Annotated in this window: 17 protein-coding genes; 10 read left to right on the top strand and 7 right to left on the bottom strand. The window is 45.5% G+C overall.

Translation table 11 applies throughout. The annotated features are described in order from the left end of the window. The first annotated feature begins 269 nt into the window (after positions 1-269). The 4 genes from KIV40_RS07880 to KIV40_RS07865 all read left to right on the top strand — a co-directional run bounded on the left by KIV40_RS07880 (position 270) and on the right by KIV40_RS07865 (position 4,018). A complete protein-coding gene (locus tag KIV40_RS07880; protein ID WP_285348604.1) occupies positions 270-1,172 on the top strand; it encodes a triacylglycerol lipase in 903 nt (300 codons plus the stop codon). Between the two features lie 13 nt (positions 1,173-1,185). Further along, the gene (locus KIV40_RS07875) at positions 1,186-2,040 is read left to right on the top strand and encodes a lipase secretion chaperone (RefSeq protein WP_077261633.1); all 855 of its coding nucleotides are present in this window, start codon (positions 1,186-1,188) and stop codon (positions 2,038-2,040) included. A 173-nt stretch (positions 2,041-2,213) separates the two neighbouring features. Further along, positions 2,214-2,429: a hypothetical protein gene (locus KIV40_RS07870; protein ID WP_005425706.1), complete on the top strand. Its 216-nt coding sequence runs from the start codon at positions 2,214-2,216 to the stop codon at positions 2,427-2,429. A 5-nt stretch (positions 2,430-2,434) separates the two neighbouring features. Continuing rightward, on the top strand, positions 2,435-4,018 hold the full coding sequence (locus tag KIV40_RS07865) for an SgrR family transcriptional regulator (RefSeq protein WP_285348600.1): 1,584 nt from the start codon (positions 2,435-2,437) through the stop codon (positions 4,016-4,018). A 74-nt stretch (positions 4,019-4,092) separates the two neighbouring features. Here KIV40_RS07865 and KIV40_RS07860 read toward each other — a convergent pair whose 3' ends face one another. From KIV40_RS07860 to pspA, 7 genes are all read right to left on the bottom strand, one after another. Continuing rightward, complete coding sequence (locus KIV40_RS07860) at positions 4,093-4,683, bottom strand: DNA-3-methyladenine glycosylase I (RefSeq protein WP_285348598.1); 591 nt, start codon at positions 4,681-4,683, stop codon at positions 4,093-4,095. 69 nt (positions 4,684-4,752) lie between these two features. Next, on the bottom strand, positions 4,753-7,860 hold the full coding sequence (vmeI, locus tag KIV40_RS07855; RefSeq protein ID WP_285348596.1) for an efflux RND transporter permease subunit VmeI: 3,108 nt from the start codon (positions 7,858-7,860) through the stop codon (positions 4,753-4,755). Further along, complete coding sequence (locus KIV40_RS07850) at positions 7,857-8,942, bottom strand: efflux RND transporter periplasmic adaptor subunit (protein ID WP_285348594.1); 1,086 nt, start codon at positions 8,940-8,942, stop codon at positions 7,857-7,859. The genes vmeI and KIV40_RS07850 overlap by 4 nt, the downstream gene beginning before the upstream one ends. Before the next feature lies 1 nt (position 8,943). Beyond that, positions 8,944-9,975 carry an efflux RND transporter periplasmic adaptor subunit gene (locus tag KIV40_RS07845; protein ID WP_285348593.1) on the bottom strand — a complete coding sequence of 344 codons (1,032 nt, stop codon included), beginning with the start codon at positions 9,973-9,975 and terminating at the stop codon, positions 8,944-8,946. 155 nt (positions 9,976-10,130) lie between these two features. Continuing rightward, a complete protein-coding gene (pspC, locus tag KIV40_RS07840; protein ID WP_285348592.1) occupies positions 10,131-10,520 on the bottom strand; it encodes an envelope stress response membrane protein PspC in 390 nt (129 codons plus the stop codon). Then, positions 10,513-10,746, bottom strand: a complete 234-nt coding sequence (gene pspB, locus KIV40_RS07835) for an envelope stress response membrane protein PspB (RefSeq protein WP_105065096.1) — start codon at positions 10,744-10,746, stop codon at positions 10,513-10,515. Before pspB ends, pspC begins: the two co-directional genes overlap by 8 nt. A gap of 14 nt (positions 10,747-10,760) precedes the next feature. After that, on the bottom strand, positions 10,761-11,432 hold the full coding sequence (gene pspA, locus KIV40_RS07830) for a phage shock protein PspA (RefSeq protein WP_285348590.1): 672 nt from the start codon (positions 11,430-11,432) through the stop codon (positions 10,761-10,763). Positions 11,433-11,664: 232 nt separating this feature from the next. Here pspA and pspF point away from each other — a divergent pair, with 232 nt between their 5' ends. The 6 genes from pspF (at position 11,665) to KIV40_RS07800 (ending at position 18,188) form a co-directional block, all read left to right on the top strand. Then, positions 11,665-12,675, top strand: coding sequence for a phage shock protein operon transcriptional activator (pspF, locus tag KIV40_RS07825; protein ID WP_285348588.1), 1,011 nt, complete (start codon positions 11,665-11,667; stop codon positions 12,673-12,675). A gap of 283 nt (positions 12,676-12,958) precedes the next feature. After that, positions 12,959-14,578: an ABC transporter substrate-binding protein SapA gene (sapA, locus tag KIV40_RS07820; RefSeq protein WP_285348587.1), complete on the top strand. Its 1,620-nt coding sequence runs from the start codon at positions 12,959-12,961 to the stop codon at positions 14,576-14,578. Continuing rightward, positions 14,578-15,540, top strand: coding sequence for an ABC transporter permease subunit (locus KIV40_RS07815; protein ID WP_285348586.1), 963 nt, complete (start codon positions 14,578-14,580; stop codon positions 15,538-15,540). Before sapA ends, KIV40_RS07815 begins: the two co-directional genes overlap by 1 nt. After that, positions 15,527-16,414: an ABC transporter permease subunit gene (locus KIV40_RS07810; protein WP_005425771.1), complete on the top strand. Its 888-nt coding sequence runs from the start codon at positions 15,527-15,529 to the stop codon at positions 16,412-16,414. The genes KIV40_RS07815 and KIV40_RS07810 overlap by 14 nt, the downstream gene beginning before the upstream one ends. Continuing rightward, positions 16,414-17,409 (top strand): oligopeptide/dipeptide ABC transporter ATP-binding protein, encoded by a 996-nt coding sequence (locus KIV40_RS07805; RefSeq protein WP_005425745.1) that lies wholly within the window; start codon positions 16,414-16,416, stop codon positions 17,407-17,409. The genes KIV40_RS07810 and KIV40_RS07805 overlap by 1 nt, the downstream gene beginning before the upstream one ends. Further along, on the top strand, positions 17,406-18,188 hold the full coding sequence (locus tag KIV40_RS07800) for an ATP-binding cassette domain-containing protein (protein WP_005425767.1): 783 nt from the start codon (positions 17,406-17,408) through the stop codon (positions 18,186-18,188). Before KIV40_RS07805 ends, KIV40_RS07800 begins: the two co-directional genes overlap by 4 nt. The last annotated feature ends 82 nt before the right edge of the window (positions 18,189-18,270 follow it).

Below are 18,270 nucleotides of genomic sequence, written 5' to 3'. Positions count from 1 at the left end.
TTGTGTATAAGAGACAGCGCACTTCGAGGCTATTTTTCTTCCCTCTACCATCACTCACTAAACCATTGTCTTAATTAGAATTAAATAACATTCTAATATTCACCAGTTTAATGTTCATTGAATCTGTTGATTTTCTTTTGAGTAATCACAGAACAAGAAAATGTGCTACGAATGAATTTCTCATCCTCAAAATTTATCCTCTAATTTATAAAATTGACAAGAGGTCATACCACAAGGAGATAGTTTTGAAACTCAAATTCATAACAACAATGCTTTTCGTTTTAAGCACCTTACCCTTTGCATCTGCCAACGCCAGTGGTTACACAGAAACCAAATACCCCATTGTCCTCGTTCATGGACTGTTTGGATTCGATACCCTCGCCGGAGTTGATTACTTTTATGGCATCCCACACTCTCTGACCAAAGATGGTGCAACGGTTTATGTCGCGCAAGTATCTGCGACCAACAGCAGCGAGGCACGTGGAGAGCAGCTTCTTGCTCAAGTTGAAACACTACTTGCCGCAACAGGTGCAGAAAAAGTGAACTTGATTGGGCATAGCCATGGCGGCCCGACAATACGCTACGTTGCTTCAATACGTCCCGATTTAGTGGCATCCGTTACTAGCATTGGTGGTGTAAACAAAGGCTCAAAAGTGGCGGACATCGTAAGAAACACCGTTCCAGAAGGCTCCATCAGTGAAGGCGTAGCAGTAAAGTTGGCAGAAGGGCTCGTAACCTTGATAAACCTACTGTCTGGTGGTTCCGATCTTGACCAAGATCCGCTTGCTTCTTTAGCCGCACTCACCACTGAGGGCTCACTTGAGTTCAACCAATATTATCCTGAAGGTATTCCAACCAGTGCATGTGGAGACGGCGACTTATTGGCATCGAATGGCGTGTATTACTATTCATGGACAGGCTCTTCGAACTTTACCAACCTATTTGACCCAACTGACGGTGCAATGGTGGTTTTAGGCTTGGCATTTGATGGGCCCAACGACGGTCTTGTCGATGCATGTAGCACTCACCTCGGCAAAGTTATTCGTGATGATTACAAGATGAATCATCTGGATGAAATCAACGGACTGCTTGGTATCCACCACCTCTTCGAGACTGATCCAGTGACGTTATATCGCCAGCATGCTAATCGCCTGAAACTACAGGGTTTATAATAAGGAAGCCATCATGAAAAAAGTCGCTCTTATCACATTGTCCGTTGTATCACTGGTTAGTGTAGGAGCGGCTTACCTGTACCAACCTCAATCATCGCACCTCATAAAGGCGAAATCACAACAAGACACCACTGTTGACCTATCCTCTCAGAAAGACTTCTTCGAGTACTCTTTAAGCAGTTTGGGAGAGCAAGACCTTGAAGCGATAAAAGCGACTGTGAATGCTGGTGAGTTGCAGAAAAACGCCCTCGGCATCAGTTCTGAGTTGTTCGACACTTATCTCGCTTACAAAGAAGCACTCTCTAAGCTGGAACCTTTTGAAGGGGGGTCATTATCATTACAAGAATTAAAGCGGCTCGATGATGCGATCCTAGCGATGCAAAGAACGTTTTTTACTGACGAGCAAATTGCCCAACTGTTCGATGAAGAAAACAGGCTACGCCAACTAGCAATTGATAAGCTTGCTATTCAAGCAGCCAAGTTAGATGCGAATACTCATCAGCAAATGCTAGAAGAAACCCTCGCTGCACAACCTGAGTACATTCAACAAAGTGAGCGTAATAACGCACTGGTCTTGCAGCTTAATCAAGCCTCAGGAATGGACGCACAAGAGAAGTATTTGACTCGTGTAGATTTAGTCGGTGAAGAAGGTGCTCAGCGCCTCCAAGCGCTAGATGACAAACGAGCGGCTTTCAATACCTCACTCAATGACTATTTGAAGAAGCGAGCGGAGATCTTGAACAACGATTTTCTCGGCAAGGAAGAAAAGAAATTAGAAATTGCCGGACTAAGAGAACAGAGTTTTGAAGAAAAACAGTGGCGTCGCATCGAAGCATTAGAAAGAATTCATGATAGCGAGCAAAGATAAAACAAGGAGTCAGGTGCGATTTATTAGTGAGAGTCACTCGCTCTACTCCCTTCGCATACAGACAATTTGAGTGCCTCATCCGATAAAACCGGAACAGACTAAAAATCTGTTCCGGTTTTATTTTTGTCTCGTCACTTAACCTATTTGTTCCCAAAACAAATAGGTACTAAACAATGAGCGCATTCCGTTATATCGTAAACTTTATTCAAACCAGCCATAATTACGAGATGAAGCGTGGGCTCTTGGCTAAGATGTTCTATTTAACGCCTGCCGAGAGAATCCAACGTTTAGACGAGGTCTTTGATACAACCCAATTTAGCGAAGAGGCTCTCTCCCTCGTGTCAGACAATGGCAGTGCGCATCCGGAAGCTCAAAAAGAACAACGATAAAAACAATGAATAAACGTAAGCTGGAATTGTATGAGGATCTATTCAAGAAAGTAGGTCCCGGAAAAACCCATATTCACATTGGCGAGATTGCGGATGCTTTCCATTGCAGTGATCGTCACGCTCGCACGCTATTGAAACAAATGGGCGAGTATCAATGGCTGACATGGACTCCTATGAAAGGACGCGGTCAGAAAGGTGAATTAGTTTGCTTACAAGAACCGGTCACCGCTTGCTATCAGGCCGTTGACCACGCAATTGGCCAAGAGCGATATGATCTCGCCCACCAGCTTGTTGGTTTCCATGACCGAAGTGTCGCCTCCAACTTAAAACGATACTTGGCTCATACCGCCCACAACAGCGAAAACACCATCTATGCCCCCTTTCATCGTAAACTGGATTGGCTTCATCCCCACTTTGCGATGGGACGTACTGAACGCCACTTAATCCACGAGGTATTTCAGACCTTAGTAAGCCACGATGGAAGCGCCATTCACCCCAATCTCGCACACCATTGGTCTAGTTCGCACTCCCACACTTGCTGGCGCTTTCATTTAAGCAGTAGTGCGATGTTTCATGACAAGACGAATGTGACCGCTGAAGACGTGGTAACTAGCTTAAATGCACTAGTGAACTCCCATTATTGGCGTGGTTTGTATGACCACATTGATGCCATCTCTGCAGTGACACCTTACTGCGTTGAAATCAATCTCAATGAACCCGATCCATTACTTCCTTCGTTATTGAGTCGGGCCGAAACGTCCATTCTTCCTAATCGTTTTGTTCACAGTGAAAAGTTGGCGTTCCAACCCATTGGTTCTGGCCCATTTTCTGTCGATATCAATTCAGATAAGGTTTTGAGACTCAACCGAAATGAATACTACTGTGGACAAACTGCATTAACAAAACACATTGAAATTTGGATCCATGAAGAGTGGAAGCAGGATAAGAAATACGCAGAAAACTTCTTTTTTCTTGAATCAGGAGAGGAGAATTACCAAGTCAGCACGCAAAACATCGGTCACTTCTATGTGCTTATTAATCATAAAGAGCTGCAAACTGACTCAATCAAACAAGGCTTTTCTACCCTAATGAGTCGTGATAACAAATGCAGTTTAGCTTTGCCATTCCCGATCAGTTTTAGTTACGAAGACAATAATGAAAGCCGACAGTTTTCTGCGAAGCTTCAAGCAGCGCTGCCTTCATCTTCTGGTCAAAATAAATCACATCAAGTTGAGTATGGGCGCGCTATCTCGAATCAAGATATAACCTTAGGTGGGATTCGATTGGAGGGGGATCAAAGCACCAGCTTGTTCGCTTTTTTCAAACTCTACCCTTATTGGCAACAATGTATGACTTGGCGCCAGCACAGACGTTTGGAAGAAGTACTCAACCTAGCTCGATACGCTTCTTGTTCTGAGGAAAGAAAAGCCTTGCTCAATACTTTGCTTCATGAACTAGCAGAGCAAAACATTTTATCGATTTTAGCGACGGAAGATTTAACCTTAACGATTCCTTCCAGAGTGGCAGGAGTTGAAATCAATAGCATTGGTTGGTGTAACTTTTCCAAGCTTTGGATACAGCCCCATTAATGTTTAACAGGTAACTGGCTTTACTTGGTGCTAAGTCTCTCTAGACAATACACTTTCGCTAATGCCAGTCTCCTTCAACATTCGCTATTCAATAAGCAAAACCGAACAGTTGTTTTTTTCGGGCAACTTACCATATGGTCATCGACCATACCGACTGCTTGCATGAAGGCATAGCAGATCGTCTCACCCACAAATTTAAAGCCTTTCTTTTTAAGGAACTTACTCATTGCTTTGGACTGTTCCGTGGAGACTGGCACTTGGCTCATGTCTGTCCAATGATTCACTATAGGTTTGCCATCAACAAACTGCCATAGAGCATTAGATAGGCTGCCGTATTCTTCGATTAATTGCTTTGCCGCTTTAGCGTTGCTAAATACCGAGTTAATTTTGCCACGGTGCTTAACCACGTCGAAGTTTTCTACGATGAACTCAGTACGTACTTCATCACGTTGAATGAGCTTATCTAAGTCATAGTTTTCGAATGCTTGGCGATAGCCTTCTCGCTTTTTCAAAATCGTAATCCAACTTAAACCGGCTTGCGCGCCTTCTAACGTGATGAACTCAAACAACACTTTATCGTCATAAACGGGTACACCCCACTCTGCATCATGATATTCACGCTCAAGTGGATGGTTCATCGCCCATGCACACGTATTTTGTTCCATATTCAATCCTTATAAAAACGCCCCTGACGTTAGCCAGAGGCGCTTTAGAACGTTACTTAAACTCAGCCGTTATTTTGGTACTGCCACCCTGTGGAATAGACGATACAACACTGGAACGACAATTAGTGTCAGTACGGTCGCAAAACCCAAACCAAACATGATGGTTACGGCCATCGGTTTAAAGAAGATATCCGGTAGTAGTGGAATCATACCTAGAATCGTCGTGATTGCTGCCATACATACAGGACGAACACGACTGACCGCGGCATCCACAACTGCGTCGTACGCTTCTTTACCCGACTTCATTTCAATCTCAATCTGATCAAGCAGTACGATACCATTTTTCAGCACCATACCTGATAAGCTCAAGAAGCCCAGTAATGCCATAAAGCCAAAGGGCGTATTCAGGGCGAGTAGACCGGTTGTTACACCAATCAATGCCAGAGGCACCGTTAACCAAACAATCAGTGGCTCTTTGATTGAGTTAAACAAGAAGATAGTAATCAAGAACATGAACAGGTAGCCCATCGGCATCGTCGAAAACAATGATGCCTTCGCTTTGCCTGATGATTCATATTCTCCACCCCACTCTAGCGAGTAACCCGGTGGCATTTCGATGGCTTCAATCGCTGGCTGCAGACGTTTTTGCAGTGTTGCTGCCGTTTCTTCACCTAAGATATCCGGATCCGCCATCACCGTTAGCATGCGCTTACGGTTCTTACGAACAATAATTGGGTCTTCCCAACGCATGTCGTAGCCCATGGTCACTTGTTGTAGAGGAATAAATTCACTCTGCGCAGGGCTCCAAATCTTCATGCCTTCGATGTTACGAATGTCGATACGCTCATCTTCAGGTAGTCGAGCAACGATTGGCATTAGTGTAGTGCCATCACGGTACAGACCGATCGTCATGCCCGAGAACGACATAGATAGGAAATCATCAACGTCAGACTTAGTGATGCCGTAACGACGAGCTTGGCTCTCGTTAAATTGAGGCTCTAGCACTTGTGTACGTTCACGCCAGTCATGACGGATGTTAGTCGCACCAGGATCGGCGTACATTACGTCCATCACTTGCGCTGCGATAGTACGAAGTACAGTAGGATCAGAACCAATGATACGCGCTTCGATCTTCGCACCGCCACCAGGGCCCAATTCAATTTGCTTTAACTTGTAGTTAATTTCTGGGTAGTTGGTTTTGATGTGCTCTCTAAAGCGATCCATTAATGGCGCTAAGGCTTCATAGTTCTCAACACGCGTGGTGATCTCACCGTAAGCCGCGTAGCTTTTCTCTGGCGCATAAGTCAGCATGAAACGCTGCAAGCCTTTACCAGCCGTTGTGGTAATGTGATCAACGTGATCTTGCTCAGCAAGCCAACCTTCCAGCTCTTTCAGCGTGTCATTCGTCGCTCGAATATCTGTCCCTTCAGGCAGCCACACATCCAATTGGAAAATAGGCGTGGTTGAAGATGGGAAGAAGGCTTGTTTAACGTAGGTAAACCCGTAGACACTTGCCGCCAGTCCCGCAACCAACACAACAACAGTGAACCATGCGCGGCGCATACAGAAGCTCAAGAACTTCTTGTACATGACAAACACAATGCCATTGTATGGGTCATTGTCTTCGCCCTCGCCACTCTTAATTTTCTGGCCTTTGAAGAAGATATCCGCAAAGAATGGCGTTAGCGAGATTGCAGTGAACCAACTCAGCATTAGCGAGATAAGCAGTACCGTAAACAAGGTACCACAGTACTCACCCGTCGAGTCTTCAGACAAACCGATCGGTGCAAATGCAGTTACCGCGATAACCGTCGCGCCCAATAGTGGCCACTTGGTTTGCGTGACGATGTCTGTTGCAGCTTGCAGTCTCGTTCGCCTTTTTTGGGTACCTATCAGTATCCCTTCCACGACCACGATGGCGTTATCAACCAGCATACCTAGAGCAATGACCAAGGCACCAAGTGAAATTCGCTGCAAGTCAATAGCTAAGTACTTCATGAAAATGAAGGTACCTAATACGGTCAACAACAAGATTAAACCAATCAGCAAACCAGAGCGCAAACCCATAAAGAAGAGTAAAACAACGATTACGATACCAACCGCTTGCGCCAGGCTGATAACGAAACCACTGACCGACTTGTCCACTTCTTTAGGTTGATTGTAGATCTCTGAAATCTCAACCCCAACGGGTTGTTGGTACTTCAGCTCTGCAACACGACGGTCAAATGCTTTGCCCACTTCAACAACGTTCACCCCCTGAGCAAAGGAAACACCCAAGTTCAGCGCCAATTGGCCGTTATAGTTGATGATGTTGGTTGGGACATCAACGTAGCCACGTTTAATTTCGGCAACGTCTTTCAAAAAGATGAGTCCTTGTGCACCCGACTCAGTCAACAATAGATCGCCAAGCTCATCAACGCTTTGGAACTCACCAGTTGGTTGAATGCGGATGTACTCGTCACCAATTCTTATCGCACCGGCGTCAGATACGACGTTTTGGGTCGACAGTAAGTTAAAGACCGTATTTGGAGAAAGACCAAGACTACTTAGTTTTTTCATCGAAATTTCAATGAAGACTTGCTCTTGTTGTTGACCTGAGACCGAGACCTTGCTCACCCCATCAACCAGTTCAAGCTCACGCCTCAAATAGTCGACATAGTCGAGCAGTTCTTTATAGCTGTAGCCATCACCAGTGACCGCAAGCAAGATTCCATATACATCACCAAAGTCATCAACAACCGACGGTTCGTTCACGCCTGGTGGCAATGAGCCTTTTAGATCGTTGACCTTACGGCGTAACTCATCCCATATTTGCGGTAAGTCATCTGGACCGTAGTTATTTTTCATGGTCACGGTGATTTGTGATAAACCACGGCTAGAAATCGAGTTAACTTCATCCACATAAGTGAGCTGCTGGATGGCTTTCTCCAGTGGATAAGTCACCTCCTCCTCAACCTGTTGTGGGGTTGCACCAGGATAAGAAGTCACTACCATTGCATCTTTGATCGTAAAGGCTGGATCCTCTAAGCGACCTAAACCAAAGAACGCAGAGAAACCACCAATTAAGAAGATTAGCGATATCATCCAACTGATTACACGGTTACGAATGAAATACGCCGCGATGCCCGTTACGTTTTCATCATCTTTTTGAGGCGCAACATTGTTTTGTTCACTCATTGAGTTGCCTCCTGCTTAACCACTTCCACTTTCATACCATCTCTTAGTCGGGAAACACCAGCGACAACCACTTTGTCATCAAGCTCTAGGCCATCGAGAATCTGTACCGAGGTCTGCGAAGCTTTGCCAGCGCGGACTTGCTTACGAGTCACCGTATTATCGTCATTCAAGACCCAAACAAACTTGTTTTCACGACTGAGATCATCACCATCAGCATTGAAGATAGCCTCAATTGGTACGCTGATGCTGATATTGAGGTCGAGGCCTGTTTTCTTATCTTTTGATGTTACATCAACCGCCATACCGTCAAAGATGTATTCATCTTCAGGCATTGGCAGCGACAGCGTCGCGGTAAACGTGCCTGTGTTTGGGTCAGGCTGTGTTGTAAACTCTGTAATACGCGCTTCATATTCATTACCACTCTGCACGCGAACCACTGCATTGATACCCGATAAAAGCTCTTCTTTAGGGGACTGGTTCACATGCAAACGATCTGGGAGCTGAATCAAGACCTCAACGCGGTCCACACTGTGAATGTTAACGATGTATTGACCAACTTGAATATTCTCAAACTGGTCGACGCTTACGCGAGAGATGATCCCGTCAACCGGCGCTTTCAGCTCCGTAAATGACAAGCGTAATTTTGCAAGCTCCAGCTCTGCGAGAGCAATTTGGCGTTTCGCTGCAATTTCATCAAATTGAGATTTTGCCAGTAAGCCTTTTTTCACTAGAGGCGAAGAACGGCGATATTGGCTGTCCACGACCGAAAAACGTGCCGATGCGTTATCGACATCAAGTAGGTAATCGGTTGGGTCTAGCGTGGCAATCACGTCACCTTCAATGACCTTGTCGCCCTCTTTGACTAATACGCGGCTTACCTCTCCCGCTACACGGAAACTCAGATGAGAGCGGTCAGCAGCGTTAGCTACAGCTGGGAAATACAAGTTGTCATCAACCTTTTTTCCTTCCAAAGAAGCAACGCGAACACGAGGGGTTTCTAATTCTCTTTCCAGCCCTTTATCACCACAGCCAGCAAGTAACATCGCCGAACATAGAGTGGTTAAAGCTAAGACTCCTTTCATATTACAATCCTCGCTCCTTCACCCACTCACGAACCTTAATACCCGGCTCAATGACATTCACGCCAGATACAATGATTTGGTCACCATCATCCAAGCCCGCCTGAATTTGTTGTTTCTCATTTAAAGTGATAGACGCTTTTTCGACAATACCTTGGTCAGTGACTCGCCAAACGCACGTCTTACCATCTTCAGTGAAAATCGCTGAACTCGGAATTCTTGTTGCGCCCGCATTTTCAGACACTAAATGTACGTTCCCAGACATACCAGGCAAGATACCTACCCCTTCAGGGCGTACCATTACCATAGTGACTTTATAACTACCGGTTTTTGGGTCCGCTTCAGTATCAATTTCTTGGAAAGTCAGCTCAAACGACTGCTCAGGAAACGCATCAAACGTCATCGTCGCGTGCGCATTGGCTCCTTGAGTAAATTTACTTAGCAAGTGGTCTGGTAGCTGGAACTGCACTTTCATCACTTGATTGGTTTGAATGTTCATAACGCCCTCTTTGGCCGCCACGTATTCATGATTTTCAGCAGGAAGATAAGAAATTGTGCCGTCATAAGGGGCAACAAGTTTAGTGTATCCCAGGTTCGCTTTAGCCTGATTCCATTGTGCTTTTGCCGAGTTATGATTGGCTTTTGCTGCGTCGAAATCTTGCTCGGACACCACTTGCTCTTCACGTAGCTTTTTCGAACGTTCGTATTGAACATCGGCTAAAGTGTAATTCGCGCGAGCTTGTTTTTCTAGGAGTGAGTACTCGTCTGGGTTAAGTACTGCAAGTACATCGCCTTTTTTAACCATTTGTCCGGCATTCACTTCTATTGATTGAAGTAAACCTGGTACTCGGAATGCGAGTACTGCTCTATCGCCGGCTTCTGTGGTGGCAGGAAAATGTCTTTCAAACTGAGCATTGCCGACAGAGACCGTGAAGAGTTTGGCGGGCCGAGATTCGGGTTCAGGGACAGGTGGTAGCTCTTTTCCACATCCTGAGAGAACCGTCATGACAGCGATTGGAATGAGCGCTTTTCTCATGTTAATTCATCCATTTAAGATCCATTCCTTTAAAGTAGATGAATTTTGGGCATTCTTCTAGAGCATCAGAGCAAAAAATTTCTTTAAAAATAGCAATTTGAGACAAAAATAAAGCAGGCCGAAACCTGCTTTATCAACTAATCAGTAACCAACCACTAAAGATTATTAAACTCTCTGTTTACGCGATAAGCATCAGAAGTGACATACGCTTCCATATTACGAATTTTGCCATCAAGACGATTAAAGTCGCTTTCTAATACGCTTAACAGCTGATCTGGGCTTTGTCCTTTCTGCCAAGGCTTACTTTTTAGCGTGTGCTCTTGACGAGATTTAATGTTTTCAGTGTAGGTCACCGGTTGCTTTTCTAGCATGAAGGTCATCGCAACATAGGCCAACAAGACTAGGAAAGTACCGCCCAGCAAAGCAGCGGAAATCACAACGATACGAATCAACCAAACTTCCGCGCCAAAGTAGTTTGCGACTCCGGCACACACGCCAGAGATTTTGCCATTTACTGGGTCACGATACAGTTCTCGTTTAATCATACTTACGTCTCCACGTTGGAGATTCTGAGTCTAGGATACGCTCCAATGTTTCAACTCGAGACTGCATCGCTTCCGCTTTTTCAGACAGTACCTGAAGGCGCTCAAGATCTTGGCTCGACAGTGCACTATCTGCTTTGCGTTTGCTGCGATAGTGTAAGAAGAGCCATAGTGGAGCGACAAAGATTAAAAAGACAATCAATGGTCCAGTAATAATAAATGTCGACATAAATGGCTCCTTTCTTATTTATCGTCCGATGACATCTGTTCTTTCAGTTTTGCCAACTCTTTTTCAATTTCGTCTTGTGCTTGTAGCTCGGCAAACTCTTGGTCTAGTGACTTTGCGTTGCCTGTTTTCGCGTATAGGTCTGCTTCTGCTTCCATCTCGTCAATCTTACGAGAGTATTGCTCAAACTTTGCCATCGCTTCGTTTGTGCGACCTGCATGTAGCTGCTTTTGTACATCACGACGGTTAGATGCCGTTTGGTTACGAATTGCTAGCGCTTGTTGCTTCGCACGAGTTTCAGTAATTTTTGCTTCTAACTTGCCAATTTCACCTGTTAGCTTCTCGATCGTTTCTTCTACAAGTGTTTGTTCAGTGTGAAGACCTTTAATTACTTGCTCTAGCTTTTGCTTTTCAATCAGAGCAGCACGCGCCAAATCTTCACGCTCTTTTACTAGTGCTAGACTTGCTTTTTGGCCCCACTCAGTGATTTGCTCCTCTAGTGCTTCGACTTTGCGAGCCAACTCTTTTTTGTCTGCAATCGCTTTCGCCGAGTTAGTACGTACTTCTACAAGTGTGTCTTCCATTTCTTGGATGATAAGACGGATCATTTTTTCAGGATCTTCCGCCTTGTCTAGCAATGCACTGATGTTTGAGTTAACGATATCTGCAAAACGAGAAAAAATACCCATAACGGAACTCCTCTTTTTTCCTATTAAAACTCGACAAGGTGGTGATTCACCTTGTGCCTCCCCTTACATTTAGCAAGTGGCGCGCCAACTTTTATTTCTTTATTAAACAATACCTTATGCATATTTTTGTTGTTGCATACCGTTATGCTATGATGGTTTTCACCAACTGTTGGTAAATTTCACCAACTTCAATACTGTAAATCTTGGCCAGACAGAAAATAAGAAGGATTTTATGAAGCAGAACCTCATTGGTGAATCGCCCGCCTTTCTCGCCGTATTAGATAAAGTATCACAACTTGCGCCGATTGAGCGTCCCGTTCTTATTATTGGAGAACGAGGGACAGGTAAAGAGCTCATCGCGCAACGTTTACACTATTTATCAAAGCGTTGGGATAAGCCACTGCTTTCTCTAAACTGTGCAACATTAAGCGAGGGTTTGATTGATTCCGAGCTGTTTGGTCATGAATCGGGATCATTTACAGGGTCGAAAGGTAAACATAAAGGCCGCTTTGAACGCGCCGAAGGTGGCACCCTGTTCCTTGATGAATTGGCGACCGCACCACTCCTCGTTCAAGAAAAACTCCTACGTGTGATTGAATATGGCGAATACGAGCGCGTTGGTGGACACACTGCATTAACTGCAGACGTTCGCTTGGTCTGTGCAACCAATGCTGATTTACCAAAACTGGCAGAACAAGGCGATTTCCGTGCGGATTTGCTCGACCGTTTGGCCTTTGATGTCATCATGCTTCCGCCACTAAGAGAGCGAAAAGAAGACATCCTTTCCCTTGCCGAGCATTACGCGATCAAGATGTGTCGTGAATTGCAGTTGGAATACTTTGTTGGCTTTACGGAAGAGGCACAACAGTCACTGCTCGATTACGAATGGCCGGGCAACGTTCGTGAATTAAAGAATGTGATTGAGCGAGCTATCTATCGTCACGGCCTCAACTCAGATCCTATCGAACACCTTATCTTCAACCCATTTCAAACGGGTTGGGATAACTCGCTCGGTCACACTGCCGCCCAGGAAGAAACCGAGACAACAGTGTCCACTCCGCACTTCGCAACCCAATTCCCTCTGGACTACAAGCAGTGGCAAGAAGATCAAGATATTGAATTGCTAAACCGAGCACTAGAAGAAGCAAAGTTTAACCAACGCCAAGCCGCGGAATTATTGGGGTTAAGCTACCACCAGCTTAGGGGTATGGTCAGAAAATATGGCTTAGTCGGTCAAGGATAATTACCACACGCCCTCTCACTCGAGTAATGGCTCACTATACTAGAGGAAAACAAGTGGTTTTAGTAAACACGAGTGTTTTACACAAATTAGTGAGTAATTTGAGAGGCAAATAAGGTCAACAACCAGACAATGATACGGTAATTTGATCTAACACCCCGCGACTCAACGATTTTATGTTTGGAGCGAGTTGGCAAAAGTGATAAATTAGCGAGATCATTTTCGCTTGTTATCCTTGAAGCAAAAAGCTAACGGAGCAAGCAAAGCCCAATGACCATTTCATATTATGAAAGCTTTTATAAGACTATCGCTGAGCCTGATTGGTATTAGCTTACTCACCGCATGTGGTGATGAAATCGATCACAATGATATTCGAGAGAATGGCTTTGTGTTTTGCGGGCAAGGTAAGCCAACCACGTTTAACCCTCAGCTCATTGACAGCGGCATCACTGCCGAAGCACTTAGCCCTCAGCTATACGATACGCTGCTCACACTTGATCCCAAAACCCATCACCCCGTTGCAAATCTTGCAGAAAATTGGTCCGTTAATGAAGAAGGCACCGAATACACGTTTAATCTTAAACATGGTGTTCAATTTCAAAAGACAGCATGGTTTACACCTACCCGATCTTTTAATGCACAAGATGTGGTATTCAGCTTCAAGCGAATCATTGATGTAGACCATCCGTTTCACGACGTCGGCGGTGGTTTTTATCCATGGTTTGCAGGTTTGGATTTCCAAAACTTGGTGAAAGATGTTTTCGCTGTGGATAACGACACAGTGAAGTTTGTGCTCGCTCAACCTAATTTTGCCTTTTTAGCCAATATTGCGACCAGTCATGCCGTGCTACTTTCTGCCGAATATGGCCAGCAACTCGCAGCAAAAGATGATAAAGAACAGATCGATATGTTACCTATCGGTACTGGTCCATATCAACTCAAAGAGTACCAAGTGAACGACTTGATTCGTCTTGAGCGCCATCCTAAATATTGGAAGTCGCCAGCCAAGATGGAACAGGTGGTATTCGACATATCTCACCGCGGTACTGGCACGCTCGCTAAACTGCTGAGAAACGAGTGTGATGTGCTTGCATCACCAATTTCGAGTCAAATTCCAATCATTCAAGAAACGGAGGAGCTAGAGTTAACCGCAACGCCCGCTAATAATGTCTCATTTATTGCGATTAACACCGAACACCCAGCTCTGCGCGATGCTCGTGTTCGCCAAGCATTGAACCTAGCGATCAACCGCCAGAACATTCTTGATTCAGTTTATTACGGCACTGGCACTCAAGCTTATACAGTGCTTCCACCTAACTCTTGGGCTTACCAAAAAGACAGCGTGAAAATACGTTATGACCGTAATTATGCTTTAGCCCTTCTTCGAGAGGCGGGGTACGAGAAAGGTCTGCAATTGACGATGTGGGTACCATTGGAACCACGCGCCTTCAACCCAAGCCCGCGTAAAACCGCAGAGCTGATTCAAGCAAACTTCGCAGACATTGGTGTCGAGTTACGACTGCTGACTGATGACCGCTTTGAACGTACCCAACTGGAAAACATCAATGATGTAGACTTGCTGCTCACCGGATGGATTGGGGATACAGGCGATCCGGATAACTTTTTCCGCCCTCTGCTGTCTTGTGGATCAGAACGCGTTGGTTTGAACGTTTCGATGTGGTGTAACGATGATTTCGACTTCTTGTTGGATCTTGCACTAGAAACTCAACAGCAACGTTACCGCTTGAATCTATATCGCCAGGCGCAGAATATTCTCAATGAAGAGTTCCCAGTTATACCATTGGCTCACGGCGTTCAATTCCGTGTCCACGACAAATCACTGAAAGGCTTTAAATCAAGCCCTTTCAATGCACAACCTTTTGATAGAGTTGAGAGAGTCCATTAATGTTTTGGTACGCCGTAAGACGTCTTAATCTATTTGTCATCACTTTGATGATTCTCACGTTAGTGGGCTTTTCGCTATTGCGCTTGGATCCGAGTTCTCATTGGGCAAACGTTGAATTTTGGGCAGGCTGGCAAAGCTATCTTGTTGAGCTATCACAGCTCAATTTTGGTATCAGTAAAAACGGAAACCCAATTTACGATGAGTTAGCTATTGTCTTTCCTGCAACACTCGAGTTGTGTTTCTTTGCCTTTGCCGTTTCATTGCTTATCGGTATTCCACTGGGCACGATTGCAGGCATGAAACAGGGTAAATGGTTAGATACCAGCATCTCATTTATCTCTATGTCTGGCTACTCGGCGCCTATCTTCTGGGTTGCGCTGATGTTGATCATGATGTTCTCGTTGCAGTATCACGTGTTCCCCGTTTCTGGCCGCTATGACTTACTGTATGAGATTGACCACGTAACGGGTTTCGCCATCATTGATGCATTCATGGCAAAAGGTGAATACCGAGCACACGCGCTGCAAAGTGTTATCGAACACATGATCTTGCCATGTTTGGTATTAGCGCTTGCTCCGACTACCCAAGTTATCGGCTTAATGCGCGCATCAGTGGCAGAAGTGATGAGTCAAAACTATATCCGTGCTGCACGAATCAAAGGTTTATCCAACCGCGAGATCGTGACACAACACGTGCTACGTAACGCCATTCCGCCTATTGTTCCAAAAGTTGGTGTTCAGCTTTCTAGCATGATCACGCTAGCGATCATTACTGAATCTATCTTCAACTGGCCGGGTATTGGTCGTTGGTTGTTGGATGCACTTTCAAATCAAGATTACGCTTCCATTCAGGCAGGCGTAATGGTGCTAGCAACCCTTGTTTTAACTGCCAACATCCTTTCGGATTTGATTGGTGCCATGATTAACCCTCTGGTGAGAAAGGAATGGTATGCTAACAAATAACGTTTATCAGGAAGAACGCATTCCAACTCAGTTCGAACGATTCTGGCGTAGCTACCGTGCCAACAGCTTGGCAATGTTTGGCTTGTGGTGTCTGATTTTCATCATCCTGATCACCATATTTGCGCCATTCCTTACGCCTTATGATCCACAAGCTCAATCGGGCGAACTACTTGTGCCTCCATCATGGGCACCAGCAGGCGCCGTGGACTACTTTCTTGGCACAGACGACTTGGGTCGTGACATCCTTTCGCGTCTGATTATGGGTTCTCAGCTGACATTCGGTGCAGCCGTCGCCATAACAGTCATTGCTGGTTTGATTGGCTGTTTTATTGGTGTTTTGGCAGGTATGACTAAAGGTCTGTTATCGAGTACTTTGAACCACTTACTCGATACCGTAATGTCGATCCCATCGCTACTACTGGCGATCATCTTCGTGGCTTTCCTTGGCTTTGGTGAGTTCAACATCCTTCTGGCTATCTGCTTGGCTTTGATTCCACGCTTTATTCGCTCGGTGTACATCGCGGTCCATACGGAAGTAGAAAAAGACTACATCATGGCGGCTCGCCTAGATGGTGCCAATGACTTCTACTTACTGTGGAACTCGATTCTGCCAAACGTACTCACTGTCATCGCGGCAGAAATCACACTGGCACTATCTGTAGCAATTTTAGATATCACAGCACTAGGCTTCCTTGGTTTGGGTGCTCAAGCACCAAGTACTGAATGGGGCGCAATCCTTGGCGACTCCGTTGAGCTGATTTACATTGCGCCATGGACAGTAACACTACCAGGTCTCACCATTATGTTTACCGTGGTTGTTCTAAACTTAGTGGGTGAAGGTGTACGCCAAGCTCTCAATGCGGGGATCGAATAATGCCGTTACTAGATATTCGACATTTAACCATTGAAATTGAAACGCCATCAGGTTTGGTGAAAGCCGTCGACCGCATGAGCATTACCCTAAATGAAGGGGAAATCCGTGGTCTAGTGGGCGAATCAGGTTCAGGTAAGAGTCTGGTTGCCAAAGCAATTGTTGGCGTTTGTAAGGACAACTGGAAAGTCACCGCGGACCGAATGCGCCTTGGTAACATTGACTTGCTTCAATTGACACCGAAAGAGCGCCGACGAGTGATAGCTCGCGATATCGCGATGATCTTCCAAGAGCCTTCGACCTGTTTAGATCCTTCTGAAGAAGTAGGACGTCAATTGATCGAATCGATCCCTTCTCGCTCTTTCGAAGGAAAATGGTGGGAACGATTCAAATGGCGTAAAAAACAGGCGATTGCCCTACTCCACAAAGTGGGCATCAAAGATCACAAACGCTTGATGGGCAGCTACCCTTACGAGCTAACCGACGGTGAATGTCAGAAAGTCATGATCGCGATGGCCATTGCAACCAAGCCAAAAATCTTGATTGCCGACGAACCAACCAACGACCTTGACCCAATCACGCAGTCACAAATCCTGCGTTTGTTGAGCCGAATGAATCAGCTCAACAACACCACGATTGTGTTGATTGGCCATGACTTGACCACCATTACTCAATGGGCGAATCGTATTACGGTAATGTATTGCGGCCAATCAGTTGAATCCGCTGACACCGAGAAGTTGGTTGAGGCTCCGAAGCATCCATATACTGCGGCACTGCTCAAAGCAATGCCCGACTTTAATGATTGGATTCCTCATAAGCAGAAACTGCAATCACTACCGGGGTCAATACCCCCTTTGCAGCACTTGCCAATCGGCTGTCGCTTAGGGCCTCGTTGCCCTTATGCACAAAGACAATGTGTCGAGATACCCCATACGAGACGTATCAAGACTCATAAATTTAGCTGTCACTTCCCATTGAACACGGAGAAACATTCATGAGTGCGTTGCTTGAAGTCGATAACCTATCGAAACAGTTTGTCACGCGCTCAGGTCTGTTTAAACGCACAGTCAAAGAAGCGGTTAAACCGGTTAGTTTTACCCTAGAGCCGGGTCAAACCATTGGCTTTATTGGCCAAAACGGCTCAGGAAAGTCTACGCTAGCACGTATGTTAGCGGGTGTGGTTGAGCCAAGTTCCGGTGAGATTCGTGTAAACGGTGAGCGCCTTGAACACGAAGATTACTCGACGCGTTGTAAGCTAATTCGCATGATTTTCCAAGATCCAAACACCTCTTTGAACCCGCGCATTCAGATTGGCCGCATTTTGGAAGGTCCGTTAAAACGAAACACCAACATGCCGCCGGATGCACGTATGAAGCGTGTAAAAGATACTCTGTTGCGCGTAGGTTTGCTGCCAGAGCATGCTTATTTCTATCCGCAAATGCTTGCAGCAGGTCAGAAGCAGCGTGTGTGTCTTGCTCGTGCTCTTATCCTGCAACCTTCCATCATCGTTGCTGATGAGGCACTAAACGGTCTAGACATGGCGATGCGCTCTCAGATCATCAACTTATTCTTAGAGTTGCAAGAAGAGATGGGCTTGTCGTTTGTTTACGTGTCTCAGCATATTGGCATCGTGAAACACATTACCGACAAAGTAATGGTGATGCATGAAGGCGAAGTGGTGGAGTTCGGCGAAACAAACCAAGTGCTGACCAACCCAGAGCATGCGATTACTCAGCGATTGGTAGAGAGCCACTTCTACAAAGCGCCAAACCACTAAAGATTGAGCGAGTAGTAAGTTTCTAGTATTCGCTTCCTCTAAAAACCTTCCTCTAAAAATAACAAAGCCTGCATCAACGCCT

It is taken from the genome of Vibrio sp. D173a, assembly GCF_030248475.1.
The sequence above is the reverse complement of the archived record's forward strand: the minus strand, read 5'-3'. Positions and strand labels throughout refer to the sequence as shown.